Origin of the sequence: Mucilaginibacter phyllosphaerae (genome assembly GCF_004378255.1) — a bacterium.
Taxonomy (GTDB): Bacteria; Bacteroidota; Bacteroidia; order Sphingobacteriales; family Sphingobacteriaceae; genus Mucilaginibacter; species Mucilaginibacter phyllosphaerae.
In genome coordinates, this window is record NZ_SNQG01000002.1 from 128,654 (window position 1) to 151,788 (window position 23,135).

At 44.7% G+C, this 23,135-nt stretch carries 18 protein-coding genes; 11 read left to right on the forward strand and 7 right to left on the reverse strand.

What is annotated here, in order from left to right:
• The first annotated feature begins 159 nt into the window (after positions 1-159).
• From E2R65_RS05455 to E2R65_RS05480, 6 genes are all read left to right on the forward strand, one after another.
• Positions 160-1,746 carry a vitamin K epoxide reductase family protein gene (locus tag E2R65_RS05455; RefSeq protein WP_134335490.1) on the forward strand — a complete coding sequence of 529 codons (1,587 nt, stop codon included), beginning with the start codon at positions 160-162 and terminating at the stop codon, positions 1,744-1,746.
• Between the two features lie 402 nt (positions 1,747-2,148).
• Positions 2,149-3,456: a TlpA family protein disulfide reductase gene (locus E2R65_RS05460; protein WP_134335491.1), complete on the forward strand. Its 1,308-nt coding sequence runs from the start codon at positions 2,149-2,151 to the stop codon at positions 3,454-3,456.
• A 167-nt stretch (positions 3,457-3,623) separates the two neighbouring features.
• Positions 3,624-3,884, forward strand: a complete 261-nt coding sequence (locus E2R65_RS05465) for a hypothetical protein (protein ID WP_134335492.1) — start codon at positions 3,624-3,626, stop codon at positions 3,882-3,884.
• Positions 3,885-3,925: 41 nt separating this feature from the next.
• On the forward strand, positions 3,926-5,020 hold the full coding sequence (locus E2R65_RS05470; protein ID WP_134335493.1) for a thioredoxin-like domain-containing protein: 1,095 nt from the start codon (positions 3,926-3,928) through the stop codon (positions 5,018-5,020).
• Between the two features lie 95 nt (positions 5,021-5,115).
• Positions 5,116-7,293 (forward strand): peptidase domain-containing ABC transporter, encoded by a 2,178-nt coding sequence (locus tag E2R65_RS05475; RefSeq protein WP_134335494.1) that lies wholly within the window; start codon positions 5,116-5,118, stop codon positions 7,291-7,293.
• 28 nt (positions 7,294-7,321) lie between these two features.
• Positions 7,322-8,620, forward strand: coding sequence for an HlyD family secretion protein (locus E2R65_RS05480; RefSeq protein ID WP_134335495.1), 1,299 nt, complete (start codon positions 7,322-7,324; stop codon positions 8,618-8,620).
• A 92-nt stretch (positions 8,621-8,712) separates the two neighbouring features.
• On the opposite strand, the gene E2R65_RS05485 is transcribed toward E2R65_RS05480, so the two are convergent.
• Together E2R65_RS05485 and E2R65_RS05490 are read right to left on the reverse strand one after the other, a co-directional pair.
• Positions 8,713-9,915 carry a PepSY-associated TM helix domain-containing protein gene (locus E2R65_RS05485; protein WP_134335496.1) on the reverse strand — a complete coding sequence of 401 codons (1,203 nt, stop codon included), beginning with the start codon at positions 9,913-9,915 and terminating at the stop codon, positions 8,713-8,715.
• Positions 9,915-12,377 carry a TonB-dependent receptor gene (locus E2R65_RS05490; protein WP_134335497.1) on the reverse strand — a complete coding sequence of 821 codons (2,463 nt, stop codon included), beginning with the start codon at positions 12,375-12,377 and terminating at the stop codon, positions 9,915-9,917. The genes E2R65_RS05485 and E2R65_RS05490 overlap by 1 nt, the downstream gene beginning before the upstream one ends.
• 153 nt (positions 12,378-12,530) lie before the next feature.
• On the opposite strand from E2R65_RS05490, the gene rhaT reads away from it, so the two are divergent.
• From rhaT to E2R65_RS05515, 5 genes are all read left to right on the forward strand, one after another.
• On the forward strand, positions 12,531-13,613 hold the full coding sequence (gene rhaT, locus E2R65_RS05495) for an L-rhamnose/proton symporter RhaT (RefSeq protein WP_134335498.1): 1,083 nt from the start codon (positions 12,531-12,533) through the stop codon (positions 13,611-13,613).
• A 192-nt stretch (positions 13,614-13,805) separates the two neighbouring features.
• On the forward strand, positions 13,806-15,926 hold the full coding sequence (locus E2R65_RS05500; RefSeq protein WP_134335499.1) for a bifunctional aldolase/short-chain dehydrogenase: 2,121 nt from the start codon (positions 13,806-13,808) through the stop codon (positions 15,924-15,926).
• Positions 15,927-15,989: 63 nt separating this feature from the next.
• Positions 15,990-17,264 (forward strand): TIM barrel protein, encoded by a 1,275-nt coding sequence (locus tag E2R65_RS05505; RefSeq protein WP_134335500.1) that lies wholly within the window; start codon positions 15,990-15,992, stop codon positions 17,262-17,264.
• Between the two features lie 3 nt (positions 17,265-17,267).
• Entirely contained in the window at positions 17,268-18,653 is a 1,386-nt protein-coding gene (locus E2R65_RS05510) for an FGGY-family carbohydrate kinase (RefSeq protein ID WP_308472309.1), read from the forward strand.
• A 50-nt stretch (positions 18,654-18,703) separates the two neighbouring features.
• A complete protein-coding gene (locus E2R65_RS05515) occupies positions 18,704-19,738 on the forward strand; it encodes a GntR family transcriptional regulator (protein ID WP_134335501.1) in 1,035 nt (344 codons plus the stop codon).
• Positions 19,739-19,753: 15 nt separating this feature from the next.
• Here the strand turns inward: E2R65_RS05515 and E2R65_RS05520 are convergent, their stop codons facing one another.
• The 5 genes from E2R65_RS05520 to E2R65_RS05540 form a co-directional block, all read right to left on the reverse strand.
• A complete protein-coding gene (locus E2R65_RS05520) occupies positions 19,754-20,620 on the reverse strand; it encodes a DUF808 domain-containing protein (RefSeq protein WP_134335502.1) in 867 nt (288 codons plus the stop codon).
• 119 nt (positions 20,621-20,739) lie between these two features.
• Positions 20,740-21,222 carry a cyclophilin-like fold protein gene (locus tag E2R65_RS05525; RefSeq protein ID WP_134335503.1) on the reverse strand — a complete coding sequence of 161 codons (483 nt, stop codon included), beginning with the start codon at positions 21,220-21,222 and terminating at the stop codon, positions 20,740-20,742.
• A gap of 42 nt (positions 21,223-21,264) precedes the next feature.
• On the reverse strand, positions 21,265-21,921 hold the full coding sequence (locus E2R65_RS05530; RefSeq protein ID WP_158285219.1) for a carboxymuconolactone decarboxylase family protein: 657 nt from the start codon (positions 21,919-21,921) through the stop codon (positions 21,265-21,267).
• A gap of 74 nt (positions 21,922-21,995) precedes the next feature.
• On the reverse strand, positions 21,996-22,496 hold the full coding sequence (locus tag E2R65_RS05535) for a (R)-mandelonitrile lyase (RefSeq protein WP_204986286.1): 501 nt from the start codon (positions 22,494-22,496) through the stop codon (positions 21,996-21,998).
• A 5-nt stretch (positions 22,497-22,501) separates the two neighbouring features.
• Positions 22,502-23,065: a DapH/DapD/GlmU-related protein gene (locus tag E2R65_RS05540; RefSeq protein ID WP_134335505.1), complete on the reverse strand. Its 564-nt coding sequence runs from the start codon at positions 23,063-23,065 to the stop codon at positions 22,502-22,504.
• Between the last annotated feature and the right edge of the window lie 70 nt (positions 23,066-23,135).

Below are 23,135 nucleotides of genomic sequence, written 5' to 3' on the forward strand. Positions count from 1 at the left end.
AGCCACCCCAAAAAGGTGGCTTTTTTTAATTTAAGATTAATAAATTTAAGAGTGTATGTTTTTTTGACCACGTGATTTTACGTGATTTTAAAATAGTTTGCTTTAAAAGTTGTAGTATGCTTTTTTAATGGATAGCTTTAGAGATACTACTGTTAACCTATGGACCTATTCTCTAAACTCCCCAACTCGGATGCAGCTTTGGTTGCGCTTATAAAACTCATTAACCCGCAAATTAAAGCCGCAGAAATTACAGATGAACTAAGCACGCATCCCGATTACCCTAACCTGATAGCCTTAAGCGATGTGCTGAACAACTTTGGCATAGAGGCCGGCGCTTACCGTATAGAAAATGCCGAGCTGCCGGATGTGCCCTGCCCGTTTATAGCGCACACCCACAAAAGCGGCAGCGAATTTATAGTGGTTACCGCTTTTGCCAATAACACGTTTACCTTTACCGATAATAACAAGCGGCAGCAGGTTAAGCTGGACAACTTTGTGCGAATGTTTGCCGGCGTTGTACTGGTGCCCGATACAAGCAGCGCAAATGCCGCCGTGCCGCAAACAGCATCCAAGTTCTCGTTAGATGATATCCGCTACCCGGCAGGGATAGGCTTGCTGCTTTTTGCCCTGGTTGCCGGTACCTTGTTTTATTCATCCGTTTTTATTGGCTGGGCTTTTGCTTTGGCTGCATTATTTAAAACCGCCGGGCTGGCGGTATCTGTATTGTTACTGGTACAAAGTATAGATAAAAATAACCCCTTTGTGCAAACCCTTTGCGGGGGCGGCGGCAAAACCAATTGTAATGCCATCTTGTCGTCTAAAGCGGCAAACGTTTTTGAGGGACTAACCTGGAGTGACGTTGGCTTTTTTTATTTTGCCGGTACCTGGCTGGCGCTGCTGTTTGGCGGCGGCAGCACGGCCATGCTGCAAACGCTCGCTATCTTAAATATAGTTAGTTTGCCCTATACGGTGTACTCTGTTTACTATCAGGCACGTGTTGCCAAACAGTGGTGCGTTTTCTGCTGCGCAGTGCAGGCCCTGCTCTGGCTGGAGTTTATCCCCCTGGTAAGTAGCCTTAGCCAGCCGTTTGCAGGGTTAAGCAGTGGCAGATTGATAAGCCTGCTGATTTGCCTGGCCCTGCCTGTAGCCGCATGGCTGTTACTTAAGCCCCTGCTGCTAAAGGCGCAGCAGGCACTAACCCTGAAGGGGCAGCTGCAAAAATTTAAGTATAACAGCGAATTGTTTAACTCCGTACTTAAAGAGCAGCCCAAGTATGCCAACCCGGCACCCGGCTGGAGCATTGTACTGGGCAACCCCGATGCCGAAAACGTAATTACCATGGTAAGCAACCCTTATTGCCCGCCATGTTCTAAAACCCACAACCTGCTGGATGACTGGCTGAACCACAACACCGAACTACAGGCAAGGATTGTATTTACGGCCGACAATACCGAGGGCGACATAAAAACACCGGTTGTGCGGCATTTGATGGCGCTAAACCGGCATGCCGATAAGGCCACCGTAAAAAAGGCCCTGCACGATTGGTATAACCAAACCCAAAAAAGCTACACCGCCTGGGCTAAAGCCTACCCCGTAGAACTGGACGAAGCCGGTTTTACCCAGCTGGACAAGCAGAAAGACTGGTGCCAGCTGGCCGAAGTAAAAGCCACGCCCACCCTGCTGATAAACGGTTACCGTTTACCAGATGCCTACCAAATAAAAGATATTAAGTATATGCTGGGCTAACAGCAATAAAAGAAACTTCTCGCGAAAGTAAGGGAGCATGCACTTATATACATGCAGCCTAAATTACCGGGGCGTGGTACCGGCAAAAATAAACAATTATTTAATTATTTATTTTATGTCAAAGTTTAACAAACTCAGCAGGGCTGAGATGAAGAATGTTTTGGGTGGGAATGCACCAATTGATGGTGAAGATTGCTCTACAAGTTGCTCATGTCCAGGAGGTACGTCGGTCACAGCGAAATTAAAGAATTGCGCAAAAAATACATGTTCAATAAATGATGGTGTTACATGCACAATTGATGGCAAAGTTACGAGCAAAACATGCCAGAACGTTTGCCCAACATCTTAACTGCAAAGCCTCACATCTGTATAAAGATGTGAGGCTTTTAATGTGTATGTGAAATGAAGATTTTAAAGAATTTTATTTTGTATTGTGCGCTGTGTTTAAATTTTGTAGCCAGTAACGTTCTTGCACAAAACATCAATATAAATATTGCCAACACTTCAGGTTTTGGGTCTATGCAAATGCCAACAGATAGGGTACCTGATTCAGTAATAATTAATGTACCCGATCCAAAAAGATTTTCTGATTGGAGTTTGCGCCGAATGCCTTATTACAAAAGCCAGGCAAGGTTTGAGAACGTGAAAAGCGATGCCGGGTCACAAAGAAATTATAAAGATTTTGTACAGAGATATGATGTTGATACTACTTACCTGATCAGTCAAAAAATTGTTAGCAACTATATTTATTTGCTAACCGGAATAGATAGTGCCGGGAAAAAGCACGTTATTATAGATACCAATAATGACCATGACCTTAACAACGAACAGGAATACGTTTTCGATCCTAAAACTTTTAAACAAACGTTGCCTGTCATACAATCTTGGGTTAGTTACTACGATGGAAGAATAATTAGGTGGGGCAAGGTATTACTGCAGATAGATCCATATAATCTTACTTATGACGATGATCATTACAAATCAGCAGTTGAAAAACAGCTTGATATCAGCCTAAATGTTTTAACATATAACAAAGCTGGATATTTTACCATCGGCAGGCAGCTTTATAAAATATCGCTGATTAATTATGATGGAATGCATCCAAAAACGCCATATAACATAAATATACAAAAGCTGCCTTTTGATAAAAAGAACAACAACGAGTATTATTATAAAAGCATTGATACGATAGGAGTAGCAGCAGATTTATATCAGGTGAAAGATATGACCGGAAATAAATTAGCACTGGTTTACATAGGTAAAAGTAACGGCAGTGGGGCAGAAACCGGTACAATGGCACCTGATATTGTATCAAAAGATATTCGTTCAAATTCGGATTTTAAATTAGGTGACGAAAAAGGAAAGTACATTTTGCTTGACTTTTGGGGTTCCTGGTGCAGGCCATGTATCAAACTGATCCCGGAATTAAGGAAGCTTAATAAAACGTATCAGGATAAGATCAAATTTGTAAGTATTGCTTATGATAAAGTAAAGGATAAAGGCAAGCTGTTAAAATTAATTGAAGATAATGAGATGCACTGGCTACAATTGCTGGATAACAGGGAAGTTAAAAACGGAATAATAGATCAATTTAAGGTAAACGAATTTCCTACAAGTATTTTAATAGACCCAAAGGGTAAAGTAGTTTACAGGGGAATAGGTGAAAAAGGCTTAACAGGTGCAATTGATTTTTTTAAGAATAAGAAATAATACTTCAAAAACGCATTTATAATCTACCAAATAAAAGATATTAAGTATATGCTGGGCTAACAGCAATAAAAGAAATTTCTCGCGAAAGTAAAGAAGCATGCACTTATATACATGCAGCCTAAATTGCCGGGGCGTGGTACCGGCAAAATTAAACAATTATTTATTTTATGTCAAAGTTTAACAAACTCAGCAGGGCTGAGATGAAGAATGTTTTGGGTGGGAATGCACCTTTGCCCGGAGGTGGGTCAGGTGGTTGTGCAAATAGTTCTTGTAGTGTTTTTGATGAAGTTACCGGAATTACTACAAATGGTCGTTGTGCAGTAGATGTTCAGTCATCAGGTTCTACAACAACCTTTATTTGTTATTGTAATGCCGTAAACTCTGGCGTCAAAGTAAATACAAGCGGTAAAAGCCATTGTAATATTTAGTTGGATTGGGGCCTTTAGTTAGGCCCCATTAATTATAATAAATGAAAGTAATTTGTATCGTATTGATAAGCTGTTTTGGCATTGCGTGTAATGCTAAAACACATGAAAATATTTTAATTGGCCGTGTGAAAAATTATCCTGCAAAAAAGATTTATCTTATGGATGCCTATTTACATGATGTAAAAGATTCTGCGTATGTAAAGAATGGTAATTTTAAGTTTTCAATCCCGGTAGATAAAAAATACAGTTCGGAGTTATCATTATCTATAACCAAAACCTATGATTATCAAAAAGTACTGGTTTTTAAGAATGACATTCTATCTGTTAACAAAAAGTTATACGGCGGTACTTCATTTATTTTGGATGATGATACAGTTAAAATAACAGGAGATTACAATAATTTAAATCATTTTTTAAGTATAAAAGCGGGTAATGAAAATAAGCTTATAATGCGTTATCAACTAAATGAGTTTGGTTATATTCAAGGCTTAAATGCCGACCAGCGGCAGCAAAAGATCAAGGAGATCAAAGATGTAATTCAGAATAACCCTCATTCATCTTTCCTGCTATCCAAATTATATTTAAATAAAGAAAAGTACTCGAAAACCGAAATCGCCGCATTAGTTTCTCTATTTGATAATGATCTTAGGAAAACGATCATGGGCAATAAATTTCAAATATATTTAGATAACCGGTTAGATGCCGGTCAAAAGTTTTTTGATTTGAAATTAAAAGATGATAAAAATAATGTCAGGTTAGTTCTTGATGATAAAAAACTGAATATGTTAATATTTTGGGCCAGTTGGTGCGGCCCATGCAGAATGGAAATCCCACAAATTAAAAGGCTAAACACGCTGTATAAAAATAAGGGATTAAATGTAGTGAGTATATCAATAGATGAAAATCAAATGGAGTGGTATAAAGCACTAAAGCAAGAACAAATGAAATGGGATCAGTTTCTTGTAGATAAGGCCGATATAGAAGTAATTGAGGCAAGGTATAATTTCTCTTCTATACCCACTACCATATTTATAAATGGCGCAGGAAAAGAAGTTTACAGGATCTCTGGATATGCTGACAATCAGTTCGCCGCATACAAAAATGTTATTGATAAATTAATTAGTGATAGTGAGTGATAATACAGTTGATTAACTAACATCAGATGTTTTTTCTTTTTTAATTAAAAATCACCTTAATTAATAGTTTTATATTTAAGTTTCAATTTACATAAATGGCTTTTACCTTTTACAAACAACCCGACCAAATGGACTGCGGGCCTACCTGCCTCAGAATGGTGGCCAAGCATCATGGGCGCAATTTTAAGGTGCAAACCTTAAGGCAGCTGTGCGAGATCAATCGCGAGGGGGTTTCGTTACTGGGTATCAGCGATGCTTCCGAAAAGATCGGCTTCCGGTCTATCGGTGCCAAGCTTAATCTGGGCGACCTGAAGGAGGCGGTTCTTCCCTGCATTTTGCACTGGCGGCAAAACCATTTTGTGGTGCTTTACAAGATCAGCAAAGGCCATTACTATATAGCCGACCCCGGCGCAGGCCTGGTGAAGCTCAACGAAGAAGATTTTGCCCGCAACTGGGTTTCTGATCCGGATAAGGGAGAGGGTATTGTATTGCTGCTTTCGCCCACCCCAAACTTTTACGATCAGGAGGAAGAGAAGGATACCAGTGTAAGCTGGAGTTTCTTGTTCCGCTATTTAATTACCTATCGCCAGCTGCTGTCGCAGTTGTTTATAGGGCTGGGCATAGGTACCCTGCTGCAGCTGATCACGCCTTTTTTAACGCAGTCGGTAGTAGATATCGGTATCAACACCCGTAACCTTAATTTTATTTACCTGGTGATGATAGCCCAGGGCTTTTTAATACTGGGCCGGGTGAGTGTGGAGTTTATCCGGTCGTGGATATTGCTGCATATCAGTACCCGCATCAACGTATCCATCCTTACCGATTTTTTGATCAAACTGATGCGGCTGCCCATCAGCTTTTTTGATACCAAGCTTACCGGCGATATTATGCAGCGCATGAACGATCAGCGCCGGATAGAGAGTTTCCTTACCGGGTCTACGCTGAGTACGCTGTTCTCGATGTTTAACCTGGTGGTATTCTCGGTAGTGCTGGCGTATTACAATATGGTTATTTTTGGGGTGTATATGGCCAGCAGTATCCTGTATGTGGCCTGGATCTTTGTTTTCTTGAAACGCCGACGCGAGCTTAATTATAAAAGCTTCGAGATCTCGTCTAAAAACCAAAGTACCATTGTGCAGCTGGTAAGCGGCATGCAGGAAATTAAACTGAACAACTGCGAGCAGGAAAAGCGCTGGGAATGGGAGCACCTGCAGGCGCGTTTATTTAAGTTTAGCGTAAAAAACCTGGCGTTAAGCCAGTACCAGCAGGGCGGGGCTACGCTCATTAACGAATCTACCAACCTCATCATTACCTTTTTAAGCGCCAAAGCGGTGATAGACGGGCAGTTTACCCTGGGCGCCATGATAGCCGTGCAGTACATTATCGGCCAGCTGAACGGGCCGGTGCAGCAGTTGCTGGGCTTTATACAGGGCTTTCAGGATGCCAAGATCAGTTTAGAGCGTTTGAACGAGATCCACCAGATGGAGGATGAAGAACCTATAGACAAGGAGTTTAATAACACCCTGCCCGAAAACCGCACCATTACCTTTAAGGATGTTACCTTTAGGTACCCCGGCGCAGGTAACGAGCCGGTGCTGCAGGATATTAACCTCACCATTCCGCAGGGCAAAACAACGGCCATTGTAGGCATGAGCGGCAGCGGCAAAACAACCATACTTAAACTGCTGCTTCGGTTTTACGAAACCGAGCAGGGCGAAATTAAGGTTGGCGAGCAACTGCTGGATAACATCAGCTTTAAAATATGGCGCAGCCAGTGCGGCGTAGTGATGCAGGACGGCTTCATCTTCTCCGATTCGATAGAACGCAATATTGCGGTGGGCGATGAGTCGCCCAATAAGGCCAAGCTGCAGCACGCCATCCGGATAGCCAACATCGGCGATTTTATCGACAGCCTGCCGCTGGGGCTAAAAACAAAGATAGGGGCCGAGGGTAACGGCATCAGCCAGGGCCAGCGCCAGCGTATGCTGATAGCCAGGGCCGTTTATAAAGACCCCGAATACCTGTTTTTTGACGAGGCCACCAACGCCCTTGACGCCAATAACGAGCGGGTGATCATCAATAACATGAATGAGTTTTTTGTGGGCAAAACCGTCATTGTAGTAGCCCACAGGTTAAGCACTGTTAGCAATGCCGATAACATTATTTTGTTGGATAAAGGCCACATTGCCGAGCAGGGCACACACCAGCAGCTGATAGCCCTTAAAGGCGATTATTACCAGCTGGTAAAAAACCAGTTAGAACTTGGCGCTTAAAAGTTATACCAATAAATACACATACAACATGCCGGTACCCAGCAGAGAGAACTTAATAAGCACTACACCGCATACCGATGATATGCAGGATATCATGACGGCCGTACCATCGTGGTTGCTGCGGTGGGGTATTACCCTGTTTTTTATGGTGCTGATAATGGTAGTGAGCATAGCCGCCATTATTAAATACCCCGATGTGGTTAAAACCAGTTTAAAGATCGTATCATCAGACGTGGCCAAGCCCGTTGTGCCTAAGGTAACCGGTAAACTGGTAAAGCTGCTGGTTAAAAATGATACTAAAGTAACCGGCGGGCAGCCATTAGGCTATATAGAAAGCACTGCCGACCATGATAAGGTTTTGGTTTTGATAGAAAGGCTTAACCAGTTAAAAACAGACCTGGCCCTCAACAAAACCGACCAGAATTTTTTCGATAACACCCATTATGGCGAACTGGGCGAATTACAGCCTGCCTACCAGGCATTTACAACTGCCTATATCACCTACAAATCATCTACCCAAAACGGTTTTTTAGTTAAAAAACGGGCCTACCTGCAAAAAGATATGGCCGGCCTTAACCAGCAGGCCCAGCAGCTAAAGGCCGAAAAAACCTTACAAAAGCGCGATTTTGATCTGGCCCAGGATGAATATGATATGCATAAAAAGCTGGCCAAACAAAATGTAGAAACATCTGCCGAGCTAAGGCAGCAGGAGAGCAAGTACCTTTCTAAAAAGCAGCCCTTGTTACAAACAGATGCGGCCATGATATCGGCCAATACCAATTACCTGGCCAAGCAAAAAGAGATACTGGAACTGGATAATATGGTGATGGAAGAAAAGGCCAGGTTTTTACAATCGCTTAACAGCCTGTTAAGCCAGGCCGAAGACTGGAAAAGCAAATATGTATTATCGGCGTCAAAAGATGGCTTTGTGGTTTTTGCCGGCACCGTTCAGGAAAACCAGGTTGTATCCCCCGCCAACAACGTGTTTTATATAAATGCCGGCAATACCGACTACTTCGGCGAAATGAGTATCCCCCAAAACAATTCGGGCAAGGTAAGGGCCGGGCAAACGGTTTTGATCAAGCTAAAAAGCTACCCTTTTGAAGAATATGGTATGATAAAGGGCAAGCTCGACTACCTCTCTGAAGTGCCGTATCACGATAGCGTTTTCCTGTCGAAGGTTACCTTTAAGCTCGGCAGATCCGCAGATCCGCAGAAACAGATCCATTTGAAGGAGGGCATGAATGCCGATGCCGAGATCATTACCGAAGATGCCACCATATTGCAGCGCATTACCCGCAATTTAATTAAGGCCCTGCATAATTAATTTATAAAACTTAACCGGCCCTTTATAAAAACCAACCCGCGCAACGGCCTGATGGCACTGCGCGGGCTGGTTTTAACCTGTGGCTTAAAGCTTTAAATTACGGGATCGAGGGTTGCTTTTGAGCGTATCCGGGGTGTTTTTTTTGATTTTTTCTTTTTACCCAGCCAGATCATAAAGCCTGTAATGGGTAACGATGCGCAAACCAGCGATGCCATAAATGCCAGTATCTGTGTGGGCAGCCCGTATATTTTACCGGTATGAATATCTTTATTAGAGTTGCGCCATTTTAAGCCTAAGGGCTTTTGTGCATGTATCAGCTGATCGAATTGTTTGCCTGTGCGGCTGTCAAAATAATAATAGCTCAGGTTGCGCCAGCCGTCTGTACGGGTTTTAAGGTAAACAAAGGCCATCATGGTGTTTTCGCCCTTATCGGGCAGGCTCAGGCCAATAACGTGGTAGTTACCGTTAAGCGTTCGCTGCAGTTTGCCTACCATCATATCCAGGTGGTTTGCCGTGGTATCGGCTGTATTGATTGCAGGCGCCTTGCGCAACAGTACTACAGGCTTATCAGAACCAAGCATTTTATAAATGCCCTTTTCCCACCATTTAAATGACCATGTAAGCCCCGTTACGGCAATAATAATGGCTACAGGCAATACATAAAACCCCAAACTGTTATGCAGATCGTAGTTTACGCGTTTCCATTTGCCGCTCCATTTTACAGTGATGCTTTTTTTTAACTGCCGTAAATTTTTGGGCAGCCACAATATAAAACCGCTGATCAGCATCACCAAAAAAATAAGGATGCAGCTGCCAATAATTACACTGCCAACCGGTTTTACCAGTAACAGCTGCCTGTGCAATTGCTCGGTAACGTTAAAAAATTCGTAACGTACGTCTATCTGCCCAAGTACTTTGCCGTTATAAGGGTTAAGGTACACGTCATCGCGGTATTTAAACTGGCTAAAATAACTCAGCGTAATATCCTTTTTCTTATTCGCCTTACTGGCCGAGAATACATAGCTGCGGCCATCCTCATTTATCCGGATATCGGTAATGGGTTTGCTTTTGCCCAGGGCATGCTGTGCAATAGCCATCAGTTCAGAAACGGGTTTTTGCCGGCCGGTTGGTTTAACCTCGGTAAGGTTGCGGTTAAAAAAGCCAAACAGTTCATCTTCAAAAACCAACAGGCAGCCGGTTACGCCTATAATTACTACAATTATCCCCGTAACCAGCCCCAGCCATAAATGCAGCCATGCTGCTGTTGCTTTAAACCGTTTCCAAACCTGCCTCATTAATTAAAGGTATAAGTTAATGTTAACAAATAATTGGATGGCGCACCGGGGAACAGCCGGATATAATCATACCCGCCTACCCAATATTTTTTGCCGGTAATATTATTAGCATTAAACTGCAGCTGCACCTTGCCTATATTGTAAAACAGCGCGGCATCAACCAGGGTATAGGATGGAATGCTTTGGGTAACATTGATAGATAGGGTGCGCCTGTCTACATAATTTGCCCCCAGGCCCAGGCCCATGCCGCTTAACTTACCTTTGGTAATGTTATAACGCGTCCAGATATTGGCCATGTTTTTTGGTGCATTGGGTTTTTGCAGGCCCACCTCTGCCGGGATGCCGCTTTCGGTTATTTTAGCATCATTGTAGGCATAAGATGCCAGCAGGCTCCAATAGGGGGTTATGCGCCCGGTAATATCAAACTCCACCCCTCTTGATCGCTCTTTGCCTACCGGCCTTAACAGGTCTGGCTGGCCTGCAACATTGGCGTTGTACAAAGTATTTTTTTGTTCTATCTGGTAAATAGAGGTGGTTATGGCCAGCCTGTCGTCCAGCCAGCTGCTTTTGGCGCCCAGTTCTATCATGTTGCTGGTAACCGGGGCAAACGGGCCGCCCGCATTGGGGTTGGCTATAGTGGCCGCAGTTTGCGGGTTGTAACCCATTACATAAGTACTGTAAATATTAATATTGCTGGATGCGGTATATACCAGGCCAAAGCGGGGCAGCCACGCGCTTGAATGTGTTTTTTGCTGCGTGGGGGTTGCGTAGTTTAAAAAGTCGGTGTAGTATTCATAGCGAATGCCGAGCAATGCCTGCAGCCGGCCAATTTTTAACTGGTCCTGCACGTAACCGGCATGCAGGTAATAATAGGTAGGCGACAGGGTTGTGGGTGCAAAAATAGATTTGCTGTCGTCCTGCAGTCGCTGCGAGTTTAAAATATCATTCAAATTAAACGATGCTACGTTGGGTACCGGGTTGCCCTGCGTATCCCGCCTGTATTTAAGGCTATCCTTAGCCACATAACTTGCAATGGTGCCTGTGTTGGCTGCATTACGATAGCCCGATGCCGTAAGCTGCGAGGCGCCTACGGGCATTTTTTCGCTGCCATAATCATAACCCGCCACTATTTTATGTTGTATGGGGCCTGTTTTTTCATTGTAATTAAAGTAACCGGTAAAGTTATCTATATAACGTTTGCGCTTGCGCTGAAAAATCTGCATGGCCACCAGGTTAGGGATATCCGCACCAAGTTTATCTTTGGCGTAGGCGTTGGCGCTGCGGTGCTCATACAGGTCTTCCTGGTAGCCGGTTTTAGAGTAACCGGCGTTAAAGCTTAGTTTATTGGTAAACTGGTGGTTTAAGGATAAGGATACGATGTAGGTTTGTTCGTTCAGATAATCGTTACCGGCGCTTAAAGCCAGCGATTGGGGCGTGGAGTACAGATCATTACCAATAACGGCCTGCCCACGATCCAGCCTGCTGCGCGAACTGTTGTAAACAAGATCGAAATTAAGCCTTGTTTTGGGCGAGGCCACAAACGATAACGAGGGTGCAACAATAACGTTCTTATCAAACTGCAGGTCTCTGAATGAATTGGCATCCTCGTAACCCAGGTTAAGGCGGTAAAGTAACGAGCTATCCTTATTGGCGGGGCCGGTAAAATCTGCCAGCGCCCTAAAGGTATTAAAGCTCCCTAACGAAAAACTGATGGATTTACGCGTTTCATCCAGCGGTTTTTTGGTTACCCTGTTTACCACACCACCGGGGCTGGCATTGCCGTATAATGCAGATGATGGCCCTTTTAATACTTCTACGCGTTCCAGGTAATTGGTTAAGGGCTGTTTCCAGAAACCGGTGCTGGTACGGAAACCGTTTACCAGTTGCGTATTGCTTTGGCCGTTTACCCTAAAACCCCTGATGGTAAGGTCATCATAAAAAGTAAACTGGCTTACCCCGCTAAAGTTTTTTACCACATCGCCAACGCGCACGGCGCCCTGGTCGGCCATCAGCTCTTTACTGGCGTAGGATACGGATTGCGGCAGGTCCTTAATATCTGTTTCTGTTTTATTCCCTATAAAGGTGGATTTGGTTTTGTAGGTTTTTTCCTTGCGGCCGGTAATTTCTACCAGCTGCAAAGCATTGTTATTTTCGCTTAAAACCACATTAAGCTGTAATTTTTGCCCGGCAATAATGTTTACTTCTTTGTTAATGGTTTCGTAACCGATAAATGAGAACCTCAGGCTGAATTTGCCGGCGGGTAAACGCAAAGTATAGGTACCATCGCTGTTGGCTGCGGCTGATATTTGGGTGCCGGTAACCAGCACGGTAGACCCGGCCAGCAGCCTGCCGCTGTCATCCTGAATAAAACCCTGTATAATGGCATTGTTTTTTTCCTGAGCGTTTGCAGGATCGGCAAATAACAAAAAAAGAAAAGCTAAAAATGTAAAATTATGTTTCATTTATTAAGACTAATTAAAAATAACTTTGCAAGTATAGCTATAATTTTGGCGTTGTAAAAGTTTTGTTGCAATAGTTACCGCATAACAGTACATAACAGTTATAAAGGATGGGTTAATTAGTTTAGCATGTTATTTACCAATTAACCTATTTTCATGCAAGCAATTTTTGGGATCCTGTTCCATTTTATCGGCGGTTTTGCGTCTGGTAGTTTTTATATACCCTATAAAAAAGTTAAGGGCTGGGCCTGGGAAAGCTTTTGGATTGTGGGCGGCATCTTCTCGTGGCTTATTGTACCGCCGTTGGCAGCCTGGCTAACAATACCGGGCTTTGCAGATATTATAAAACAAACCCACGGCCATGTATTACTGCTAACCTACTTTTTTGGGGTGCTGTGGGGTATTGGCGGCCTTACCTACGGCTTGGGGGTAAGGTACCTGGGGGTAGCCCTGGGCAGCTCTATCATACTGGGCTTATGCTCGGTTTTCGGGGCGCTTATACCCTCTGTTTATTATGATTTTTTCCCGGCAGAGGGTAAGGATACCATCACCATGTTATTAACCAACCACTGGGGGCAAATGGTTTTACTGGGTGTGGCGGTATGTGTGCTGGGCATTGTTATTTGCGGCTATGCCGGGATGATGAAAGAGCAGGAGCTATCTAAAGATAAGCAAGTTGCAGTAAACAATACCGAATACAAGTTTGGCATAGGCATATTTGTAGCCATTGTATCTGGGATATTAAGTGCCTGTTTTGCCTTTGGTATTGATGCAGGCAAGGTGATGGCTAACGAAGCGAACGATGCCTGGAAGGCCCTGCACCCGGGCGACGGCGAGTTTCTGTTTCAGAACAATGTAACTTATATTGTAATACTGTGGGGCGGGTTAACCACAAACTTTATCTGGTGCATGTTGCTGAATGCGCGCAACAAAACCTTTGGCGACTATACCAATAAAAAAACGCCGTTAAGGGCCAATTACCTGTTTTCGGCATTGGCGGGTACCACGTGGTTTTTACAATTCTTTTTTTACGGCATGGGCGAAAGCCGTTTAGGCAACGGCCCAAGCTCGTGGATCTTGCACATGGCGTTCATCATCCTGATAGCCAATACCTGGGGCCTTGTACTTAACGAATGGAAGGGCGTAAGTAAGAAGGCGCTGCGCACCGTATTTGCAGGTATTGTTACCATTATTATTTCGGTGCTGATAGTGGGTTACGGTAATTCAATCAAAGGTTAATGATACAGCAATGGGAATTACCGGCAGCGATGGGTTTTAAACCCATCGCTATAAAAACTAATTATTTAAACACACTTTTTGCCATGCTGGTTCCATACAGTGCATAACAGTTAAAAAATACTTGTTAATTAATTTGCGGCCCTTACAGAATTATTCACTCACGTTAAATCAATAGATTAAAAAATTATAAATATGTCTGCTAATACAACTCAATTTAAACATGTAAGTTACTTGTGGGATGATGCCCGTGCGGCCGAACTGGCGGGTGATGAAGTAGCACTGTTAATATACCGGTCTAACTTGCTGGGGGCCGATCTGCGCCTTACCAATTACGGCGGCGGCAATACCTCCTGCAAGGTTACCGATAAAGACCCTTTAACGGGTAAAGAGGTAGAGGTGATGTGGATCAAAGGGTCTGGCGGCGATATTGGCACATTAAAGAAAAGCGGACTGGCGGCTTTATATGTAGACCGTTTACGCAGCCTGGAAAACGTTTACCGCGGCATTCAGTTTGAGGATGAGATGGTAGAGCTGTTTAACCACAGTATTTTTGACCTTAACTCCAAAGCACCGTCTATCGATACACCTTTACACGGCTTTTTACCCTTTAAGCATATCGACCACCTGCACCCCGATGCTGCCATAGCCATTGCGGCCGCAAAAGACGGTAAAAAAATAACCGAAGAACTTTTTGAAGGCACCATAGGCTGGGTAGACTGGCAGCGACCCGGTTTCGACCTGGGTTTGCAGCTAAGGGATTGCCTGGAAAGTAACCCAGGTATCCGCGGTATTATGCTGGGTTCGCACGGGTTGTTCACCTGGGGCGATACCGCTTATGAAAGCTACATCAACACCCTGGAGGTGATAGAAAAATGCGCCGAATATCTGGAGCAAAGTTATGCTAAGAATGGCAGCGTATTTGACGGCCCCATAATGGAAAGCCTGCCCGAAGCTGACCGTAAAAAACAGGCCGTTGCTTTGGCCCCGGTACTGCGTGGTTTTTGCTCATCTAAAACACAGATGATAGGGCATTTTACAGATGATGCCAGGGTTTTAGAGTACATCAACTCTAACGACCTGGAACGCCTGGCACCGATGGGTACCAGCTGCCCCGATCACTTTCTGCGCACCAAGATCAGTCCGCTGGTTTTAACGCTTGCACCGGATGAAAACCTGGCAGATGTTGCCGCGATAAAAGAAAAACTTACCCCTGCGTTTGAGGATTACCGCAAAATGTATGAGGGTTATTACAACACCTGCAAGCACCCCAACAGCCCCGCCATACGCGATGCCAACCCCGTGGTGATACTTTATCCCGGCGTAGGTATGTTTACCTTTGCCAAGGATAAGCAAACGGCCAGGGTAGCAGCGGAGTTTTATATCAATGCTATTAATGTAATGAAGGGTGCCGAAGCGATATCAGCATATACTTCCCTGCCGCGGCAGGAAGCGTTTGATATTGAGTACTGGCTGCTGGAAGAGGCAAAACTACAGCGCATGCCCAAACCAAAGGCCTTATCTGGCCGTATTGCTTTGGTAACAGGCAGCGCAGGGGGTATTGGCAAAGCTATTGCTAAAAAGTTTGCAGAAGAAGGGGCAGTTGTGATTCTTAACGATATGAATGCCGAACGATTGGCCGGCGCTTATGACGAATTTGTAAAGCAGTTTGGTAAAGATGCCTGTGTAACAGCCACGCTGGATGTAACCGATCAAACACAGATCCGGGAAGCTATGGCAACCGCTATACTGGCATTTGGCGGGGTAGATCTGATCGTGAATAATGCGGGCTTATCCATATCTAAAACCATTGCAGACCATACCGAAAAAGATTGGGACCTGTTATATGATGTATTGGTGAAGGGCCAGTTTTTTGTTACCCAGGCCGCAGTTGCTGTGATGAAACAGCAGGCAATCGGCGGCGATATTATTAACATTGTAAGCAAAAATGCCCTGGTAAGCGGGCCCAACAACGCCGGCTATGGCAGCGCAAAAGCGGCGCAGCTGCACCTGAGCAGGTTAAACGCTGCCGAACTGGGTGCAGATCATATCCGCGTGAATGTGATTAACCCGGATGCGGTAATAAGCGATAGCAATATATGGGCCGGCGGATGGGCCGAAGGCCGTGCTAAAGCTTACGGCGTTACGGTAGAAGAATTACCCGCGTATTACGCCAAAAGGACTTTACTTAACGAAGTGATCTTACCTGTTGATATTGCCAACGCCTGCTTTGCCTTAACCGGCGGCTTGTTAAATAAATCAACCGGGAACGTAATTAATGTGGATGGCGGTGTTGCTGCCGGGTTTGTAAGATAACCCCAAAAAAACTGATCGAACTTAAAGGCCGGCTAACCACCGGCCAACCAAAAACAAACCGAGATGCAAATTGAGCAAGATAAATTACAGGAGATAAACCATACCGGCATTGAAAAACACCGGCGGCAGTTTGAACATGTTGCTGCCGATATAAACGATGTTGAAGCAGTATTGCAAAAGCTAAGTGTATTTAACATCGCTATCCCAAGCTGGGCGCTGGGCACGGGTGGCACACGCTTCGGCCGGTTTTCTGGCGGGGGCGAGCCGCGCAGCCTGGAAGAGAAGATTGAAGATGTAGGCGTGATACACGCGCTCAACAGATCCAGCAATGCTATCTCCCTGCACATCCCCTGGGATATTCCTGAAAATGCCGCGTCTGTAAAAGAACTGGCGGCACAGCACGGTTTACACTTTGATGCGGTAAACTCCAATACCTTTCAGGACCAGAAAGGGCAGCAGCACAGCTACAAATTCGGCTCGCTGCACCATACGGATAAGGCGGTGCGCCAACAGGCCGTTCAGCATAATATCGAGGTCATAAAATATGGCGTTCAGCTTAATTCAAAAGCCTTGTCGGTCTGGCTGTCAGACGGGTCGAACTTTCCCGGTCAGCTTAACTTTCGTAATGCCTTTCAGAACACGCTGGAAAGCCTGCAGGAGATCTACGAAGCCTTACCTGCCGACTGGAAAGTATGGGTAGAATACAAGCCTTACGAGCCTAACTTTTATTCTACCACCATCGGCGATTGGGGGCAATCGTATTTACTGGCATCCAAGTTAGGGCCAAAAGCAGCCACCTTGGTAGATCTGGGCCACCATTTGCAGGGCACCAATATCGAGCAGATTGTATCTTTACTGCTGATGGAGAATAAACTGGCGGGCTTCCATTTCAATGATTCTAAATACGGGGATGATGACCTTACCGTGGGCAGCATTAACCCCTATCAGCTGTTCCTGATATTTAACGAACTGGTAGAGGGAATGGATGCACGCGGTATGGACCACGCCACCGGCCTGGGCTGGATGATCGATGCATCGCACAACGTAAAAGACCCTGTAGAGGATCTGCTGCAATCGGTACAGGCCATTAAAATAGCTTATGCACAGGCCTTAATTATAGATAAGGATGCGCTAACCGCCGCCCAAAAAAATAACGACGTTGTGCTGGCCCAAGAAATACTGCAGCAGGCCTATCGCACAGATGTACGCCCGCTGGTGGCAGAAGCCGGCCTGCGCAACGGCGGTGCGTTAAACCCGGTTGCTGCTTACCGTAAATTGAAGGTGCGCGAACACCTGATAAAAGAACGCGGTTTAAACACCGTAGCTACCGGATTATAAGATATGATGAGCCCAACACCCGTTATAGCGGTATTTGATGTGGGGAAGACCAACAAAAAACTGTTTCTGTTTGACCAGGATTATCGCATTGTTTATGAAAAATCGGCGCGGTTTACCGAAACGGTTGACGAGGATGGCTTTGCGTGCGAAAACCTGCAAAGCCTGCGCCTGTCGGTATTTGATTCGTTGAGCGAGATTTTCAGGCTGAAGGAGTTTGCGGTAAAGGCCGTAAACTTTTCGGCCTATGGCGCCAGCCTGGTTTACCTGGATGAAACCGGCCAGGCCATAGCGCCGCTGTATAATTACCTTAAGCCCTATCCCGAAGAGTTAAGCCACGAATTATACGCCAACTATGGCGGCGAACTGCCATTCAGCACCCAAACAGCATCGCCTGTACTGGGTAGTTTAAATTCGGGCCTGCAGCTTTACCGCATCAAACACCGGCAGCCGGCATTATATCAGCGCATACAGTATGCGCTGCACCTGCCCCAGTATCTGAGCTTTTTACTCTCGGGCCTATACTATTCAGACCTGACCAGTATTGGCTGCCACACCGCCCTTTGGGATTTTGGGAACAACCGTTACCACGATTGGGTGAACGGCGAAGGTTTGGCTGTAAAGCTTGCACCGATAGCAGAAGCAGACAAGGCGCTGCCCGCCTTGTTCCCCGGCAACAACTATAAAGTGGGTATCGGCCTGCATGATAGTTCTGCCGCGCTGATACCTTATTTGGTTAATTTTCATGAACCCTTTATCCTTATCTCTACCGGTACCTGGTGCATCAGTTTAAACCCTTTTAACCAGTCGGCATTAACAGCAGATGAACTGGATAAGGATTGTTTATTTTATATTGGCTATCAGGGTAAGCATGTAAAGGCCTCGCGCTTGTTTTCGGGGCTGGAGCATGAGCAGCAGGTAAAAAGGATTGCTGCACACTTTAACCAGGATGCCATAAAATTCAGGAACATGTTTTTCAATCCGGCAGTAATCCTGAAGCTTAAAAAGCAATTCCCGCAGATGCAAAAAGATGTATTTGCCAAAGCATCCCTGTTTGCAACAAGGGATTTGGCGGCTTTTGAGGATGATATAGAAGCCTATCACCAGCTGATGCTTGATCTGGTATGTTTGCAGGTGGGGTCTACCGGCATTATCTTAAATGATGCATCGGTAAAAAGGATCTTTGTAGACGGCGGCTTTAGCAAAAACAGTATTTACATGAACCTGCTGGCCGCAGCATTCCCCAATATGGAAACCTTTGCCGCTTCTATGGCCCAGGCTTCGGCAGTTGGCGCCGCGTTAAGCATCCACCAGGAATGGAATGTAAAACCAATAGCCACCGATATTATCGGGTTAAAATATTACGCGGCAAGCGGGGCCCTTGTGCTATAATATTGATGAAGGAGATAAAATTCCTTATATATGTATCTGGGTAAGCGCAAATGACTAAGCAAGCAACTTTTTATGATTTTATAAAGATAGACGAGTACTCGGCCACACCCAAGTATTTGCAACTGGCCAGTTCTATCATCAACGCGCTGGAAGCAGCCGTTATTGAAAAGGATTATCTGTTACCCTCCATCAACGAGCTGAGTTTTCGTTTTGAGATCTCCAGGGATACCATCCAGAAAAGCTACCGTCATCTTAAAAAAATAGGTGTGGTTAATTCTTTTCCGGGTAAGGGGTATTGCATCTCTGATATTGATTTCAAGCAAAAGCTCCGGATCTTTTTGTTGTTCAATAAACTCAGCGCCCATAAAAAGATCATTTACGATAGTTTGGTGGCCGGGCTGGGGGATGACGTGGCCATAGATTTTTACATCTACAATAATGATTTTAACCTTTTTAAAAAATTACTGCAATCCAAAAAAGATGATTATTCGCATTATGTGATCATCCCGCATTTTATGGAGGGCGGCGAAAATGCCAACGAGGTGATCAACGCCATCCCTAAAGATAAGCTGATACTGCTGGATAAGAACATCCCCGGTATCACCGGCGAATACAGCGTAGTGTACGAAAACTTTGAACAGGATATTTACGATGCGCTTTACCAGGCACGTACCCAGTTAAGCAAGTATCATACGATGAAGCTGATCTTCCCCGAGCAAACTTACTTCCCGGTAGAAATTATTAAGGGGTTTAAGCACTTTTGCGAGCAGTATGCATTTAACCACGAGGTGATCGGCAATATCAGCAGCGCAACTATCAATAAGGGGGAAGTTTTCATCAGCCTGATGGAAGACGACCTGGTGATACTGCTGGAGCGCATCCTGGAGTATAAATTTAAAGCCGGTAAGGATGTAGGGGTGATATCTTATAACGAAACGCCCCTGAAAAAGGTATTGCTTAACGGCATCACCACTATATCAACCGATTTTAAGTACATGGGCGCGGCGGCGGCGGCCATGATCACAGAGCATACCAAGAAGAAAATAGAGGTGCCTTTTTATTACACCCGCAGGGCATCGTTATAAGTAAGGCTGGTTTCACTATTTCTTCCACATCGATACTATCTTTTTGCAACCCGCTATTATTGCCAGCGCAATTAACCCGGCTACCAGGCCGAATGCCAGCTCTTTGATAATGGATGGGAAGTTGGGCAGCAGGTGGTGCAGGTAATCGATATTGTGCACAAAAATACCGCCCGATACTAAAATTAAGGCGATGGTGCCTACAACGCTTAATACCTTAATAATAACAGGCAGCAGCTTAACCAAAAAAGCACCGATGGCCGACAGGGCGCCTTTATTATTGGCCTTTTTAATGAGTTTATAGCCGGTATCATCCATTCTTACAATAAGGGCTACCAGCCCGTAAACGCCCACCGTGGCTATAAATGCAACTGCCGAAACCGTTATTACCTGTATCATCAGGCTTTTTTCTGCTACAGAACCTAAGGCAATAATTACGATCTCTACAGACAAAATAAAATCGGTAGTAACGGCCGATCTGACCTTGGTTTTTTCGGCATCAGCATCAGTTTGTTCTTTATCCTTAATTACCTCATGGGCCGGTTTTGCACGATGGAAAAGAAATTCAACAATTTTTTCGACACCCTCATAGGCCAGATAAAACCCGCCCAATACCAGTATGATCTTGATAGCCGCTGGGAAAAATATATTTAATAATAAAGCAACGGGCACGATGATAAGCTTATTTAATAACGAGCCTTTGGTAATTGCCCACAGCACAGGCAGCTCCCTTGATGATAAAAAGCCGGTTGCTTTTTCTGCATTTACGGCAAGGTCGTCGCCCAGTATGCCCGCGGTTTTACGGGTGGCTAATTTGGTTGCCACCGCCACATCATCCATCAAAGCGCCAATATCATCTAAAACAGCAAAAAAGCCTGAAGCCATGTTTAATTATTATGTTGTGCCTTATAAACTCCGTTTACTGTTATTAGTTTAGTTTATTTGGCATATTATAGCATAATACTTTAAACGATATAAGTTATCAGCAATGCTGAACAAGCCTGCTATTCTGTTTCAAAGGTAACGGTTACATTGCCGTTACCCAAAGCAGTGGCATAACCATCCGTATCGTTTACGGCACCAATTTTTGTATATGCAAACGATGTTTGAAAGCCTTTGTAAAATAGTACCAATGTTCTCGATCCGTAAAGCATGATATCGCCGTTATTAATATTGCCGGGATTGGAGGATTGGGTTGGTAATGACGAGGCGAGGTCAAAAAACTTTTCGTTTGCGTTTAAATCCTTCATTTGGATAGTAAGGGGCAGTAATTGAGCGAAGGCCCTGCCCGTTGCATTATTTGCCAGTGTGGCGGTAAATACTTTTGAATTGATTGTTATTTTCATTTTAAGGCTGGTGTTGGGGTTTGTAGCATCAGGGGTTGTTCCGGCGCCATCATCATTACCCTTTGAGCAGGAAAACGATGAAACAGCTAAAGCCGTTAATAACAGCAGTAAAAGGAGGTAGGTGCGATTGATGTGTTTCATGATGGGATATAAGTATATTTGGATAAAAGGGATTAATGCATCTTACAATTCGGCTAAAATGCCGCTTAAAATATCTGCCTGCTTTTTACCGATCTGTTTTGCGGTTACTACCGCCACAGCTATGAGTTGTTGTTTGCTTAAACCTGTATTAATGCCTGCCTGCACATGGAATTTTAATTGCGAAGCCACACCAGGCATTGCAGCAAGGGCAGCTATGGTAACCAGTTCCCTTTGTTTGTAGGATAGTACGTCGCTCTTAAAAATATCGGCAAATAAATGTTCTTTCAAAAATGTATCTATTCGTGGTGCAAATTCGCCAAAGCCAGGTGCCGGCTTTGGCTGCGGCGTTTGGCTTAAGGTTTCCAGCGTTTTACGGCCTCTTTCATAATTATCTGTGGTATCGGCTTGGTCAGCATATTCTTTCCCCGGGTTATCTGTAATGCCTTTTAACCTGCGTGCATCTAAAACAGCCATTAGTAAGGTTATGCCGTTCAAGCTTCGTGGGAAACCGCAATAAGCGTATAACTGCACCAGCGCTTCTTTGATCTGGTTAACCGTAAGCCCGGCATCCAGGCCGGCATTAAGCGCTGGTTTTAAATGATCCATGTCGCCAACCGCAGTGAGTGCAGATATGCTAACCATACACTGCTCCTGGCTATTTAAAGCGTTTAAAGGCTTTGTTGTATTTTGTGCTGTCATCTTTTTGGGGGTCGATAAAAAGATCAAGCATAACGGCCATAGCAGCCATTTAGCTTTGCCTTTAAATTTTAACATTATTTTTTGTTAACCGCTGCATATTCCTCTTCGGTTACCGGTTTTAGCCAAAATACATTTACATCATCTTTATAATTAGTGATGGCAATGTGCACCATCCCGGTGTCTGCCGACGCCCCGTGCCAGTGCTCTGTATTTTCGGGGATGTTGATCACGTCGCCCTTTTGTATGGCCTGTGCGGCTTTGCCTTTTTGCTGATACCAGCCCTTTCCTTCGGTAACTATTAAAACCTGCCCTTTGGGGTGGGTGTGCCAAACCGTTCTGGCCCCGGCCTCGAAGGTTACGCTGCCCATCAAAAAATCATTATTGGCATCCCTGGGTAGCAAGGGCTTCAAAAAGGCGTTGCCGGTAAAATAATTATCGGGCAATTTATCCCCCTTCGGGAATAATGAGCTATCGTTTAATGTTGTCATGTTCTCCTGGTTTTTGCCGCTTGTACAAGCGGCTGTTAATAATAACCCTGTTAAGGCGAATAAGTTAATGGCTGATCTTACTTTCATAAACATTAATTAATGGTTTTGATGAACTTCGCCGGAATCCCGCCCACAATCACGTTATCCGCAACATCCTTAGATACAACTGCGCCTGCCGCTACAATAGCGTTTTCCCCAACCGTTACCCCCGGTAAAATGGTGCAGTTTGCCCCCAGCCAGGCATTTCTTTTAATCAGTATGGGCTTAGTGATAAGCGAGCGCCTGTCGGCAGGGTTAGCCGGATGGTTCTCGGTGACCAGGTTTACTCTGGGGCCTATCAGCACATGGTCTTCAATAGTAATCCCGCCCATATCCAGAAAGGAGCATGCATGATTGATAAAAACGTGCTTCCCGATGCTGATGAACTTGCCGAAATTGGTATAAAACGGCGCAAATATGGTGGTGCTGTCATCTATATTTTGGCCGGTAATGTCTGATAACAACAATCGCACCTGCTGAATCTCAACTGCAGCATTGAGTTGAGCAGATAGCCGGATGGTACGGTTCACCACCTCATCTATTTCCCGGAAACCCGGGTCGTTTAAGGAAATAACCTTGCCTGCCCGCAGCCTTTTAAAAATATCTGATTGGTCCATTTAATGTTTATGCTTCATGGAAATTCTTCCTGTAAGTAATTGATGGTGCAAATTTCGCCCCGGCCGGCCG